A 13736-nucleotide genomic window follows, 5' to 3' on the forward strand; every position below is an offset into this window, starting at 1 on the left:
CTGAAGCCATGCCTCCCCTGCCATCTGCCAAGAAGAAGTGAATCAACACCATGGGTCGAGTTGTTGCTGCTGCGGTTTACAGCGCTGGTAAGAAAGTCACCAATATTTCCCTCGACGAAGGCGCGGCCTGGGCCGCCAAGACCGGCCACTTCGTCTGGATCGGCCTCGAAGAGCCGAGCGCCCAGGAACTGTCCAACCTGCAACGCCAGTTCAACCTGCACGAACTGGCTATCGAAGACGCTCTGGAAAAACACAGCCGGCCAAAGCTGGAAACCTTTGGCGACGCGCTGTTCATCGTCACCTACTCGCCGGTGCGCGAACACGGGATTCTGCAGTTCATCGAAACCCATATCTTCGCTGGTAACGGCTACATCATCACCGCGCGTAACGGTCATTCGGCGTCCTACGCCCACGTCCGCCAGCGCTGTGAGGCACGGCCGCTGCTGCTGGAACACGGGGAAGATTTCGTACTGTATGCGCTGCTGGATTTCGTGATCGAGAACTATCAGCCGGTGGGCGAAGCGATCCACGCCGAGATCGATGAGCTGGAACGCAACGTGCTGTGCAGTGCGCTCAATGAACACGACATCCAGAAACTCCATGGCCTGCGCCGAGACGTCTTGCGTTTGCGCCGTTACGCGGCGCCGATGGTGGAAATCGGCGAGGAGCTGCAGAAGCTGAGCTTCCCCTTCATCGACAAGAACATGCGCCCGTACTTCCGTGATGTGCAGATCCATGTGACGCGGCAGATGGAAGACCTGACCACCCTGGCCGACATTGCCAGCCAGACCATCGAAATCGGCGTGCTGCTGGAGGCGTCACGCCAGAGCGTGGTGCAGCGCAAATTCGCCGCGTGGGCGGCGATTCTGGCGTTCCCCACGGCAGTGGCGGGGATCTACGGGATGAACTTCCAGAACATGCCGGAGCTGAGCTGGCACTACGGCTATTTCGGCGTGCTGGGCTTTATTACGGTCGGCTGCGTGAGCCTGTGGGCAAGCTTCAAGAAATCGGGCTGGTTGTAAGTTAAAAAAACGCCCCCGTGCAAAGCACGAGGGCGTTCGAATTCAAGCGGCGGTCGGCTTGTGCGCCACGAAACGCATCATCCATTCCGCCACCGTGGTGCCGTGGTGCTGATGTTCCAGGCTGGCCACACCCTTGCTGTACACCTGCTCGCCCAGCGCATCCTGACGCAGATCCAGCAGCGCTCGCGAGTAGTCGTGGATAAATTCCGGATGCCCCTGGAAGCACAGCACCTGATCGTTGATGTGGTACGCGGCGAACGGGCAGAAATCGCTGGAAGCAATCACCGTGGCGTTCTCCGGCAACGCCGTGACCTGATCCTGGTGGCTGATCAACAGCGTCAGCTCTTCGCGCACCGGGCTCATCCACGGCGCCTTGGCCGCCAGTTTGTAGTTGTGAATGCCAACTCCCCAACCCTGCGTAGCGCGCTCGCTTGTGCCGCCCAGCAGCAGCGCCAGCAGTTGATGGCCGAAGCACACGCCGAGCAGTTTGTCGCCGCGCTCGTAGCGAGTCAGCAGGTATTGCTTGAGGGTCTGGATCCACGGGTCGGTGCCGAACGAATCGGCCTTGCTGCCGGTGACCAGATACGCATCGAAAGTCAGGTCATCACTCGGATAATCGCCCTGCATCACGTTGTACACCGTGAACTCGGCGGCGATCGGCTGTTGCGAGAACAGGCGCTGGAACATCTGCCCGTAACCCTGATATTCATCGACCAGTTCCGGACGCAGGATGTCGGTTTCCAGAATGCAGATGCGTAGCGACATAAAAAATACCTGACACGTGATGGGAATAATGCACACCCCAGAGCCTGCCTTGAAACCACCCGGCAAGGCAAGCCCCGAAATGCCTCCCCTCCCCGTTAGAACAACTCGCCTTTCGCGGCTTTTTCCAGCAGCAACGCAGGCGGTGCGAAACGCTCGCCGTACTGTTCCGCCAGGTACTGCGCCCGCGCGACGAAGTCCTTCACGCCATATTGATTGATGAACTGCAACGCGCCGCCCGTCCATGCCGCAAAACCGATGCCGAAGATCGAGCCGACATTGGCGTCCGCCGTCGAGGTCAGCACGCCCTCTTCCACGCAACGCACGGTTTCGATGGCCTGCACGAACAGCAACCGATCACGTACATCCTTCGGCGAAATCTGCCCGTCGGCTTTCTCGAAACGGGCTTTCAGTTCGGGCCATAGATGTTTCTGCCCACCTGCCGGGTACTCATAAAAACCGCCTCCCCCTGCCTTGCCCGGCCGCTTGTATTCGTTGAGCAGCAAGTCAATCACGGCGAACGCCGGGTGCTCAATCAGCGGTTTCCCTTCTGCCTGCAGGTCTTTGGCCGTTTGCTGACGGATATGGCTCATCAGGCTGAGGGAAACTTCGTCGGATATCGCCAGCGGCCCGACAGGCATGCCGGCCTTGCGCGCTTCGGTCTCGATCATCGGCGCACTGACGCCCTCACCCAGCATGGCAATGCCTTCATTGGTGAAAGTGCCGAATACCCGCGAAGTGAAGAAACCACGACTGTCGTTGACCACAATCGGGGTTTTCTTGATTTGCAGTACGAAATCGAACCCGCGTGCGAGGGTTTCGTCGCTGGTTTGCGCGCCTTTGATGATTTCCACCAGCGGCATCTTTTCCACCGGGCTGAAGAAGTGCAGGCCGATGAACTTGCTTTGATCCGGCACTGCGGTCGCCAACCCCGTGATGGGCAAGGTCGACGTGTTGGAAGCAATCACCGCGTCGGCGCCGACCACCTGCTGTGCTGCTGCCGAGACCTTGGCCTTGAGATCACGATCCTCGAATACCGCCTCAATGATCAGATCGCAACCTGCCAGATCGGCGTCGCTTTCGGTCGGATGGATGCGCGCCAGCACCGCTTCACGCTGCTGCGCAGTCATCTGCCCGCGAGCGACTTTCTTGTCCAGCAATGCCGCCGAATGGGCTTTGCCCTTTTCCGCAGCCGCGAGGTTGATGTCTTTGAGCACCACGTCGATCCCGGCCGATGCGCTGACATAGGCGATCCCGGCGCCCATCATGCCCGCGCCGAGCACGCCCACGCGCTTCGTCACATAAGGCGCAAAACCCTGCGGCCGCGATCCGCCCGCGTTGATTTCATTGAGCTGGAACCAGAAGGTGCCAATCAGGTTTTTCGAGATCTGGCCGGTGGTCAGTTCGGTGAAATAACGGGTTTCGATCAGGTGCGCGGTGTCGAAATCCACCTGCGCGCCTTCCACCGCCGCACACAGAATCTTCTCCGGCGCCGGCAACGTGCCCTGGGTTTTGGTGCGCAGGATCGACGGCGCAATCGCCAGCATCTGCGCGACTTTCGGATTGGATGGCGTGCCGCCGGGAATCTGATAGCCCTTCACATCCCAACGCTGCACGGCCGCGGGATTGGCCAGAATCCAGGCCCGGGCCTTGGCCAGCAGCTCATCGCGATCCGCTGCCAGTTCATCAATCAGCCCCGCCTGCAACGCCTGCTGCGGACGGACTTTCTTGCCTTCAAGCAGATACGGCAAAGCCTTTTCGATGCCCAGCATGCGCACCATCCGCACCACGCCACCGCCGCCCGGCAACAGGCCGAGGGTCACTTCCGGCAAACCGAGCTGCACCGACGCATCGTCCAGTGCCACGCGGTGGTGGCAGGCCAGGCAGATTTCCCAGCCGCCGCCGAGCGCCGCGCCGTTGATCGCCGCGACCACCGGTTTGCCGAGGGTTTCCAGGGTGCGCAACTGGCCCTTGAGGGTCAGCACCATGTCATAGAAGGCCTTGGCTTCGGGCTTGCCGACCTTGATCAGTTCATTCAGGTCGCCACCGGCGAAGAAGGTTTTCTTGGCCGAGGTGATGATCACCCCGGCGACGTCCTCTTTTTCCGCCTGCAAACGGGCGACGCTTTCGGCCATGGCCTCGCGGTACACCGAGTTCATGGTGTTGGCGCTCTGGCCCGGCATGTCGATGGTCAGGAGGACGATGCCGTCCTGGCCTTTTTCGTAACGAATGGCTTGGGTCATGACAGGATTCCTTGGGGTCAGAGGCGTTCGATGATGGTCGCGATGCCCATGCCGCCGCCGACGCACAGTGTCGCGAGGCCGTAGCGCAGGCGCCGGGCTTCCAGTTCATCGAGCAAGGTGCCGAGGATCGCGCAACCGGTGGCGCCCAGCGGGTGGCCCATGGCGATCGAGCCGCCATTGACGTTGACCTTGTCCGGGTCGACAGCCATGTCCTTGATGAACTTCAGCACCACCGAGGCGAACGCCTCGTTGACTTCAAACAAGTCGATGTCTTCCACCCGCAGCCCGGCCTTGGCCAACGCCTTGCGAGTGGCCGGCGCCGGGCCGGTGAGCATGATGGTCGGATCGGTGCTGGTGACCGCCGTGGCGACGATCCGCGCCCGGGGTTGCAGGCCCAACGCGCGGCCCTTGGCCTCGGAGCCGATCAACATCAGCGCCGCGCCGTCGACGATCCCCGAGCTGTTGCCCGGCGTGTGCACATGGTTAATCCGCTCGACATGGCTGTAGACCCGCAACGCCGTGGCGTCGAAGCCCATCTGGCCAATCATTTCGAAACTCGGCTTGAGCTTGCCCAGACCTTCAAGAGTCGACTCGGCGCGAATGAACTCATCGTGATCGAGCAGGATGATGCCGTTCTGGTCCTGCACCGGCACCAACGACTTGTTGAACGAACCGTCGGCCCGGGCACGGGCGGCTTTCTGTTGCGAATGCAGCGCGTAGGCATCGACGTCCTGGCGGCTGAAGCCTTCAAGGGTGGCGATCAGGTCGGCGCCAACGCCTTGTGGCGTGAAGTGGCTGTGCAGGTTGGTCTGCGGGTCCAGCGCCCAGGCGCCACCGTCGCTGCCCATCGGCACGCGGGACATGGACTCCACACCACCGACCACTACCAGATCCTCGAACCCGGAGCGCACTTTCATCGCCCCCAGGTTCACCGCTTCCAGCCCCGAGGCGCAGAAGCGGTTGATCTGCACACCCGCGACGCTGACGTCCCAATCGGCCACCTGCACGGCGGTCTTGGCGATGTCGGAGCCCTGATCGCCAATCGGCGTGACGCAACCGAGCACCACGTCATCGACCTGGCTGGTGTCCAGCGCGGTGCGCGCCTGCAAAGCGGTCAGCAGCCCGGCCACCAGGTTCACCGGTTTGACGCTGTGCAGCGAACCATCGGCCTTGCCCTTGCCACGGGGCGTGCGTAACGCGTCGAAAATCAAAGCTTGGGTCATGACGTCCTCGAACCTGTGCGGTGAGTGAAATTCGTGCTGTCACTGTTGTCTTCGCAGGCGACGGATTCAATGACCACAGCGCTCAATGACGTTGACGCGCACGCTCAGACGGACGGTCATCCATGGCTTGGTTAACCGGTTCAGGTGTGCGAGCTGTCTAGCAAACGGGCGGCAAAGAAGCTGGCAATGGGCCTCATGCCTTTTTAATCGCAACCGGTAGCAAGTACATACGAAATGGATCTAAGCGAAGCGTGACGCGGGCCCTAAGGTGAAGATGTACGTTGTTGTCGTCGGGTTTTGCCGAGGCAGACGTTCTTCAACAGGAAGTGCAGCGCTTGCCATCATGGATATGCAGGCAGGCATCAGGAAATAACAAAAAAGGCGGTCAAGCCATGTTCAAACAACCGAAAGTACGGCAAGCAGGACTCATTCTTTTCGCCACGACGCTGTTGTTGATTCTGCCGAACCTGACCAAGGTCCTCGGCTGACTCAAGCGGCAGGTATTGTTTATCGCCACTGAAAATGTGACTGGCCCGCTATCCGGGCCAGCGTGGCTGTGCCAACCTTTGCGCACTTCCACGACACGGACGGCGATCACTTGAAAACGCTCATTCTGTTCGGGGCCATGCTGCTGAGCATGCCCCTGTCTGCCGCGCAGTTGAACCTGGAGCTGGGCGCGAACAGCCGCACCTGGCAGACCGAGGAGTTGCTCAAGCATCCTCAGGTACAAACCCTCACGATCAAGAATGATGTGTCCTACAAGAAGGACATGACTTATCGGGCCGTGCCGATTGCCGCGCTGCTGACCGGCATCAAACCGGACGATCACCTGCAAGCCGTAGCGCTGGACGGTTTTGCCGCTGAGCTGTCTGCGGCTCCATTACTAAAAACCCAAGGCTCACGCGCCTGGCTGGCCATCGAAGATCCGGCGCAGCCCTGGCCGCCGCTGTCGGAAGGCAAGCACAGCGCCGGGCCGTTTTATCTGGTGTGGACCGATCCGCAGGCCGGCAATATCAGCCCGGAACAATGGCCATTCGAAGTGGCGAGCATCAAGCGCATGGCACCGGTGGCCGAACGCTTCCCTGCCCTGTTGCCGGCCCCTGCGTTGAAGGCCGATGACCCGGTGAATCAGGGTTTCGCGCTGTTCCAGAAGAATTGTCTGGCGTGCCATCGCCTGAATGGCGCGGGCGATGCGCAGTTTGGGCCGGATCTGAATATCCCGTACAACCCGACCGAGTACTTCGGCGCGGACTTCCTCAAGCGCTACATCCGCGATCCGCAGAGTCTGCGTCAGTGGCCGCAGGCGAAGATGCCGGGGTTTAACGCCGAGGTGTTGCCGGATGCGGATCTGCAGAAACTGATCGGGTATTTGCAGCACATGGCCGGGCGCAAGGTTGCGCCCGCCAAGTAAACCGACCACATCGTTTACTGCTGCTGCACCGAGATGATTGGCGCTGGTGTCGGCGACACCAGCACTTTCGCGTGCATCTGCTCTGACCCGCCGCCCCGGCGCATGCCGCGCACCGGACAGGCATCCAGATAATCCAGACCCACCGCCAGTTTCAGGTGCCGCTCCGGCCGCGCCAGTTCATTGGTCACGTCAAAGCTGTACCAGGCGTCATCGAGCCAGGCTTCGGCCCAGGCGTGACTGGCCAGATGCTCGCAATCCTCGCTGTACAGATAACCCGACACATAACGTGATGGCACCCCGAGGCTGCGTGCGCAGGCCAGAAAAGCGTGGGCGTGGTCCTGGCAAACACCCGCCCGCCCGGCAAACGCCTCGGCGGCGCTGGTGTCGACTTCGGTGGAACCCGGCTTGTAAGTCATGTGCTGGTTCAAACCGTGCATCAGATCGATCAATGCGTTGCGGTCGCGGCGTTGTTTGCATGAATTCTCGGCAAACGCCCGCAATGCCTCGTCAGCCTCGGTCAGCCGGGTGAACCGCAGGAACGGCAGCGCCGACTGACTCTCGTGCTCCGCCTCGCGCAATTCGTCGATATCAACCTGCCCCCGGGCGCCGATGATGATCGCTTCGTGGGGCTCGTCCATGGTCAGGACGTGCAGGATGTTGCCGAACGGATCGAGCTGGGCGCGCACCGGGCGCGGCAGGTCAAGCTGCCAGCTCAGCACGTGCTGACGCTCGCTGTCGTGGGGTGTCAGGCGCAGGTACTGGATGCTCGCGCGCACCTGATCTTCGTAGTGATAGGTGGTCTCGTGGCTGATGGAAAGTCTCATGCGGCCTCCAGGTAGGAACTGTGAATGGCGTTGCCCAACTGGCGCACCAGCGGGATGAATTCGGTGAGCCAGGCGTGCAACCCTTCCTCAAGGATTTCTTGAATACCGGTGTAGCGCAGACGCGCGTCCATTTCCGCCGCCAGTCGTTGCGCGGGACGACCGTTGGCCCCAGGCAACTGCGCCAGAATCTGGTCGATTTCTTCGGTGCAGGCCCGCAGCGAACGCGGCACATCCGCACGCAACAAAAGAAGCTCGGCCACATGCCGGGCGCCGGGCGCATCGCGATAGATCTCGGTATAGGCCTCGAACGATGACAAGGCCCGCAACAGCGCACTCCACTGGTAATAGGCGTGAGCGGTGCCGTCGCTGACGGCTTCCGCCTGATCGCCTGCCATTTCGTAACGCGCATCGAGCAGACGCAACGTGTTGTCAGCGCGTTCGATAAACGTACCCAGGCGAATGAAACGAAACGCGTCGTTGCGCATGATGGTGCCGTAGGACGCGCCCCGAAACAGGTGCGAACGCTCCTTGATCCACTCGCAGAAACGGCTCATGCCGTAGCGACTGAGGCCCTGATTGGCGATCCCGCGGATCTCCAGCCAGGTGGCGTTGATGTTCTCCCACATGTCAGCGGTGATTCGTCCTCGCACCGCATGGGCGCTGGCCCGTGCCGCACCTAGGCAGCTGTAGATGCTTGCCGGGTTGGCCGCGTCGAGGGCGAAGAAGTGCAGCAGTCGCTCGGCATGCAACTCGCCGTGGCGTTCCAGGTAATCGTCCAGCGTGCCGGTGATCAACAGCGGCATCGCCAGTTCGTGCAGACCGTCGCCACGGCCGTCCTGCGGCATCAGCGACAGCGAATAGCTGACATCGAGCATCCGTGCGAGGTTTTCCGCCCGCTCCAGGTAACGCGACATCCAGTACAGATCCGAGGCAGTTCTACTTAACATGGCAGGCTTCCTTCAATCCTCGACCACCCAGGTGTCTTTGGTTCCGCCACCCTGGGATGAATTCACCACCAGAGAGCCTTCGCGCAGGGCGACACGGGTCAAACCGCCGGGCACGACCCGGGTTTCGCGGCCGGACAATACGAACGGGCGCAGGTCGATGTGGCGCGGCGCAATGCCGTTTTCGACAAAGGTCGGACAGGTCGACAGCGACAGCGTCGGTTGCGCGATGTACGCGTGGGGCTTGGCCTTGATCCGCTCGCGGAACGCATCGATTTCCGCCGTGGTCGCCGCCGGCCCCACGAGCATTCCGTAACCGCCGGAGCCCTGGGTTTCCTTGACCACCAGATCCGCAAGATTGGCCAGCACATGGGAAAGCTCGGACGGGTTACGGCATTGCCAGGTCGGCACGTTCTTCAGGATCGGTTCTTCGTCGAGGTAGAAACGGATCATTTCGGTAACGAACGGATACACCGATTTGTCGTCCGCCACGCCGGTGCCGATGGCATTGGCCAACACCACATTGCCGGAGCGATAGGACGACAGCAGTCCCGGCACGCCGAGCATCGAATCCGGGCGGAACGCCAGCGGGTCGAGGAACGCGTCGTCGAGCCGGCGGTAGATCACGTCCACCGCTTTCGGGCCGTCGGTGGTGCGCATGAAGACTTTGTCGTCGCGCACGAACAGGTCCGCGCCCTCCACCAGTTCCACGCCCATTTCCCGGGCTAGAAACGCATGCTCGAAAAACGCGCTGTTGAACCGTCCCGGTGTCAGCACCACCACACTAGGGTCGTCGATCGGGCTCGAGCTTTTCAGGGTATCGAGCAGCAGGTTCGGGTAATGATCGATGGGCGCGATGCGCTGGGCCGCGAACAGCTCGGGGAACAGGCGCATCATCATCTTGCGGTCTTCGAGCATGTAGCTCACGCCGCTCGGCGTGCGCAGGTTGTCCTCGAGCACGTAATACGTGCCGTCGCCGTCGCGCACCAGATCGACGCCGGAGATGTGCGAATAGATATCGCGGTGCAGATCCAGCCCCTGCATCGCCAACTGGTATTGCTCGTTGGCCAGCACCTGCTCGGCGGGAATGATCCCGGCCTTGATGATGCGTTGCTCGTGGTAAAGGTCGGCGAGGAACATGTTCAACGCCTTGACCCGCTGGATGCAGCCGCGCTCGACAATCCGCCATTCGCTGGCCGGAATGCTGCGCGGAATGGTGTCGAAGGGAATCAGACGTTCTGTCCCCTGCTCGTCCCCGTAGAGCGTGAAGGTGATCCCGGCGCGATGGAACAGCAGATCGGCCTCGCGTCGCCGCTGGGCCAGCAGCTCGTCAGGTGTCTCGGCCAGCCAGCGGGCAAACTCCCGGTAATGCGGGCGGATCTGGCCGCCGGCATCATACATCTCATCAAAATAGGTGCGGATCATGCCGTACTCCTTGTCACTCCGGACATACAGGCCTTCGCAAGGCCCGTGCCATCGGCATAAACGCTTTGATTTCAATCGGTTGGATATTCACGCCACACGCGCCGCACCATTCCTGTGCGGCAAATGCTCCAACCTGATCGCCCCCGCTTCATTGCGACGCAATCCCGTCGCCTATCACCAGCATAGTCAGAGTTGATTTCACTGCCCGCAGGCCACTGCGGATAATCCGCGCATCCGCTGCAAAAACGTCGCTGACGAAGTACGCAGCCTCACTGATCCGGCTTGCCTCGGCAGCCCTCCCGGCCGTAACCCTGACCGGTTTCCTCTCCTTGCGGTCTTCCCTTTTAGCCACCTTTTCAGGTGGCTTTTTTTTGCGCCGGTTTCTTGTTTCAGGGTTTTGCCATGCGCTTTCGGGGCCGTAGAAACGACAACGGCCGACCCGAAGGCCAGCCGTAGCTCGACGTGTTGCGAGAGTGATCAGTTCAAACGATGCCGGTTGCGGATCTCCTGTTTCACGCCCCAGCCTTCGATGATGCCGCCCAAGGGCTCGACCACCGCCGAGAAGCCCTGCTCGAAATCGCCAATGTCGTCGTAGGTTGCGTACATCACCTTGCTCAATTCCAGAGACCAGGCGCCGTCGTCGCGCGCACTGACCTGGGCATTGATGGATTCACCGCGAAATTTGCCTGCCGCCCTGCGCGCCCGCTCCTCGTCCGGGAAAATGGCGTAGAACTCGATGGGATGGAATCGGGAAAAATCGAAACCGCCTTCTTTCATGCGGCGCAGCACGCTGCTGCTGATGTCTTCTTGATAGGCTGTGCTCATGAATCGTCCCCCTCGCATAGATGGATAGACTTTCCGTATTCCCTGCACTGGCCCACTGGGCCCGGGTGCTTACGGCAACCGCGTTGCCGGCGGGAAACAAGCATGTAGCTGACAAGACCAGACCTTAGCGATCCGTTCGCTGATCTCGCTTGCAGAGTAGCCCCAAGATAGAGCCGCTGCCAAGGCCTGGTACATGAAGAAAATGAAGATTCAGATTGGGGTGATGCTGCGGATTTCGATGCTGTTCTGGGTTTTCAGGCTTTTTACGCCGGCATCGGCGGTGCGTCCTTCCAGATCGTTCAGGTCAAGCTCGGCGGCGACTGGCAGGAATCGTTCCTTGATGAGGCGGGCTGCCCGTTCATGGCTGGGGCATTCCTCGCACTCGAAGACTTCGTCGATCGTTTCACCATGATCGTCCACGAAAGTGACTTTCCACTTTGACATCGGAGCCTCCTCGATCAAACCCGCAAATGGGCTTACACCTATCTCGACTTTTGTCAGGATTGATCGTTCAAAAGGTTTACACCGATGCAACATGAAAAAAGCCCAGGCCGGTGTGTTTTCGCACACCGGCCTCGGCTTTTTCTGACCCGCGAACGATCAGTCGTTGCTTGGCTTGTTCACCGCTTGCAGCACGTACTGCGGCAAGGCGAAAGCACCGATGTGGATTTCCGGGTTGTAGTAGCGGGTGACGATGCCGCTGCCGATGAAGCGCTGTTGCAGCACTTCGCGGGTCAGCTTGCGGTAGGCCGGGTTGGTCGAGCCCCAGGCGAAGGTCATCGAACCGCCGATGTAGGTCGGCACGGCCGCCTGATAGAAGTGCCAGTCCGGGAACAGGCTGCGCAGGCGCCCGGCAGTGGTTTTCACTTCTTCGATCTGCATGAACGGCGTGCCGTTCTGGGTCACGAGGATGCCGCCCTCGTTCAGGCAGCGGTGGCAGGCCTGGTAGAAGTTTTCCGAGAACAGTACTTCGCCCGGGCCGATCGGGTCGGTGGAGTCGGAAATGATCACGTCGAATTTTTCGGTGGTGGTGGCGACGAAGCGCATGCCGTCGTCGATCACCAGGTTCAGGCGTGGATCGTCGTAGGCGCCCTTGGAGTGGTTCGGCAGGAATTCCTTGCACATGTCGACCACGGTGCCGTCGATCTCGACCATGGTGATGTGCTCGACGCTGGCGTGTTTGGTCACTTCGCGCAGCATGCCGCCGTCGCCGCCGCCGATGATCAGCACACGCTTGGCGGTGCCGTGGGCGAGGATCGGCACGTGGGTGAGCATTTCGTGGTAGATGAACTCATCGGCTTCGGTGGTCTGGATCACGCCGTCCAGCGCCATTACCCGGCCCATGCGCGGGTTCTGGAAGATCACCAGGTGCTGGTGTCCGGTGCGCACTTCGTGCAGCAGTTTTTCCATGCGAAAACGCTGGCCGTAGCCTTCGTAGAGGGTTTCCAGGTATTCGCTGGTCTTGGTGACGGTCATGGTGAAGTGCTCCGATGAATGCGCGGGCGCCAATCGTCAGGTTCGATTGCCCGGGAAAGGCGCGCATTCTACGTTGCCGAAGATGACAGGTCGAACCTCAGTTCATCGGTCCGACCCGATCAGGGTGCGAACGGTCAGATCCGCACGTTGCCCCGCGGCCCGGCAATCGCCCAGATGATCAGGCCCAGCACCGGCAGGAGGATGATCAGCAGCACCCAGAGGATTTGCATCCCGGTCTCGGCGCCGCTTTTCAGCACATTGATGATCGCCCAGATGTCGAGCGCAAGAATGATCAGGCCGACCAGGCCGTTGAACGTGGAACCCATGGTGTCGCTCCAGAATAGTGGCATGCACTTTTAGGATAGACGGTCGCGCTCAGGGTTCCCTTTTATTGCGTCAGACGTGAACGGCGACCTTCAAGGCTTCCAGCGACGGCGCGGCGGCAATGCCGACTTCGGCGCACAGATCCAGCACGCGCGGCACGTCGTTGCCGTAGACCAGCACCACTTGCAGCTCGTCGTCGAGCAACTGGCTGAAGTTCATCAACGTGTAACCGCCGTTTTCCTTGTTCAGGCTGCTCATCTGCACCTGGATGCGGTTGAGCGCGGTCAGCGCTTCGGTCTTGGCCAGTTGCTTGGGCTTGAGGTTGAACTCCACGCCCGGACCGAACGAGGCAACGATCTGCGCGAACAGGTCGGCGTAGGTGTCAGCCTGGAACAGCACGGTCTCCGGCAGGCTGCCGACCACGACCCACTCGCCCAGCGGAATCGGGAAAGTCTCGTCGTAGTTAATGTCCGGGTTGGCGGTCAGAAAAGCGTCGGCATCGGCGTAGGCCTGCGCCGCTTCGTCAGCGACCTTCAGGATCTCGTCTTCGCCCATGCAGCCGGAGCTGATTTTGCTGATGAGTTCGGCGAGTGCGGCTTTCATGGGGGCGGATCCTGTGGCGAAGGGAATTTTGAGGGCGCGAAGGATAGCGCATTCTCGCCTTCGCCACAGAGCGGGTTCCGGCCAGCGGCCTCAGCCCAGCAGTTTTTCCAGCTGCGCGGTGGTGTCCACAGCGCCCATGGTGCGGGCCGCGTCCAGCGCGGTGACGCCATTGGCATCCTTGGCTTTCGGGTCGGCGCCCTGATCGATCAAGTAGTCGACGATTTCAACCCGGTTGAACATCGCCGCCATCATCAGCGCCGTGCGGCCATCGAAGGAGGCGCCTTCAATCTGCGCCCCGCCCTCGACCAGGGCCTTGACCACGGCCAGATCACCCTTGAACGCCGCGCCGGCAATCGGGCTCTGGCCGTTGCCATTGCGTTGTTCCGGGTCGGCCTTGTGCTTTAGCAGCACTTGCACCGCGTCCACGTGACCGTAATAGCTGGCGAGCATCAGCAGGGTGTCGCCCTTGCTGTTGGTCAGGTTCACCGGCAGACCGGCAGTGATCAGGCGATCGAGCATCACCGCATCGCCCTCGCGCGCCTTGTTGAACACCTGTTCAGTGAATTCGGCTGCTTCCTCGGGGGTCATCTGGCGGCTTTGGTCAGACATGGTTCACTCCACTTTCGGTCAATCGGAAAGCCGACAGTTTCCCGA

Annotated in this window: 14 protein-coding genes; 2 read left to right on the top strand and 12 right to left on the bottom strand. The window is 61.0% G+C overall.

Annotated features, from left to right (window positions below):
• Nucleotides 1-50: 50 nt before the first annotated feature.
• Nucleotides 51-1022: a magnesium and cobalt transport protein CorA gene (locus BMZ46_RS10810; RefSeq protein ID WP_039769945.1), complete on the top strand. Its 972-nt coding sequence runs from the start codon at nt 51-53 to the stop codon at nt 1020-1022.
• A 42-nt stretch (nt 1023-1064) separates the two neighbouring features.
• Here BMZ46_RS10810 and BMZ46_RS10815 read toward each other — a convergent pair whose 3' ends face one another.
• The 3 genes from BMZ46_RS10815 to BMZ46_RS10825 form a co-directional block, all read right to left on the bottom strand.
• Nucleotides 1065-1787 carry an amidotransferase gene (locus BMZ46_RS10815; RefSeq protein WP_074687610.1) on the bottom strand — a complete coding sequence of 241 codons (723 nt, stop codon included), beginning with the start codon at nt 1785-1787 and terminating at the stop codon, nt 1065-1067.
• 95 nt (nt 1788-1882) lie between these two features.
• Nucleotides 1883-4027, bottom strand: a complete 2145-nt coding sequence (locus BMZ46_RS10820) for a 3-hydroxyacyl-CoA dehydrogenase NAD-binding domain-containing protein (RefSeq protein ID WP_074687609.1) — start codon at nt 4025-4027, stop codon at nt 1883-1885.
• Nucleotides 4028-4044: 17 nt separating this feature from the next.
• The gene (locus BMZ46_RS10825; protein WP_039769940.1) at nt 4045-5250 is read right to left on the bottom strand and encodes an acetyl-CoA C-acetyltransferase; all 1206 of its coding nucleotides are present in this window, start codon (nt 5248-5250) and stop codon (nt 4045-4047) included.
• Between the two features lie 625 nt (nt 5251-5875).
• Here BMZ46_RS10825 and BMZ46_RS10830 point away from each other — a divergent pair.
• A complete protein-coding gene (locus BMZ46_RS10830) occupies nt 5876-6661 on the top strand; it encodes a c-type cytochrome (protein ID WP_052266581.1) in 786 nt (261 codons plus the stop codon).
• Between the two features lie 14 nt (nt 6662-6675).
• Here the strand turns inward: BMZ46_RS10830 and BMZ46_RS10835 are convergent, their stop codons facing one another.
• From BMZ46_RS10835 to BMZ46_RS10880, 9 genes are all read right to left on the bottom strand, one after another.
• A complete protein-coding gene (locus tag BMZ46_RS10835; protein WP_074687608.1) occupies nt 6676-7485 on the bottom strand; it encodes a transglutaminase family protein in 810 nt (269 codons plus the stop codon).
• The gene (locus BMZ46_RS10840; protein WP_007959974.1) at nt 7482-8432 is read right to left on the bottom strand and encodes an alpha-E domain-containing protein; all 951 of its coding nucleotides are present in this window, start codon (nt 8430-8432) and stop codon (nt 7482-7484) included. The genes BMZ46_RS10835 and BMZ46_RS10840 overlap by 4 nt, the downstream gene beginning before the upstream one ends.
• Before the next feature lie 12 nt (nt 8433-8444).
• Entirely contained in the window at nt 8445-9854 is a 1410-nt protein-coding gene (locus BMZ46_RS10845; RefSeq protein WP_074687607.1) for a circularly permuted type 2 ATP-grasp protein, read from the bottom strand.
• 477 nt (nt 9855-10331) lie between these two features.
• A complete protein-coding gene (locus BMZ46_RS10855; RefSeq protein WP_007959978.1) occupies nt 10332-10679 on the bottom strand; it encodes a ribonuclease E inhibitor RraB in 348 nt (115 codons plus the stop codon).
• A gap of 210 nt (nt 10680-10889) precedes the next feature.
• The gene (locus BMZ46_RS10860) at nt 10890-11123 is read right to left on the bottom strand and encodes a hypothetical protein (RefSeq protein ID WP_074687606.1); all 234 of its coding nucleotides are present in this window, start codon (nt 11121-11123) and stop codon (nt 10890-10892) included.
• Nucleotides 11124-11279: 156 nt separating this feature from the next.
• A complete protein-coding gene (speE, locus tag BMZ46_RS10865; RefSeq protein WP_039769931.1) occupies nt 11280-12155 on the bottom strand; it encodes a polyamine aminopropyltransferase in 876 nt (291 codons plus the stop codon).
• Between the two features lie 134 nt (nt 12156-12289).
• Nucleotides 12290-12481: a PLDc N-terminal domain-containing protein gene (locus tag BMZ46_RS10870; RefSeq protein ID WP_074687605.1), complete on the bottom strand. Its 192-nt coding sequence runs from the start codon at nt 12479-12481 to the stop codon at nt 12290-12292.
• 70 nt (nt 12482-12551) lie between these two features.
• Nucleotides 12552-13082 (bottom strand): hypothetical protein, encoded by a 531-nt coding sequence (locus BMZ46_RS10875; RefSeq protein WP_039769929.1) that lies wholly within the window; start codon nt 13080-13082, stop codon nt 12552-12554.
• A 90-nt stretch (nt 13083-13172) separates the two neighbouring features.
• Nucleotides 13173-13691 (bottom strand): ankyrin repeat domain-containing protein, encoded by a 519-nt coding sequence (locus BMZ46_RS10880; RefSeq protein ID WP_039769928.1) that lies wholly within the window; start codon nt 13689-13691, stop codon nt 13173-13175.
• Nucleotides 13692-13736: the final 45 nt, after the last annotated feature.

This window comes from Pseudomonas sp. NFIX49 (assembly GCF_900115915.1).
GTDB lineage: Bacteria > Pseudomonadota > Gammaproteobacteria > Pseudomonadales > Pseudomonadaceae > Aquipseudomonas > Aquipseudomonas pharyngis.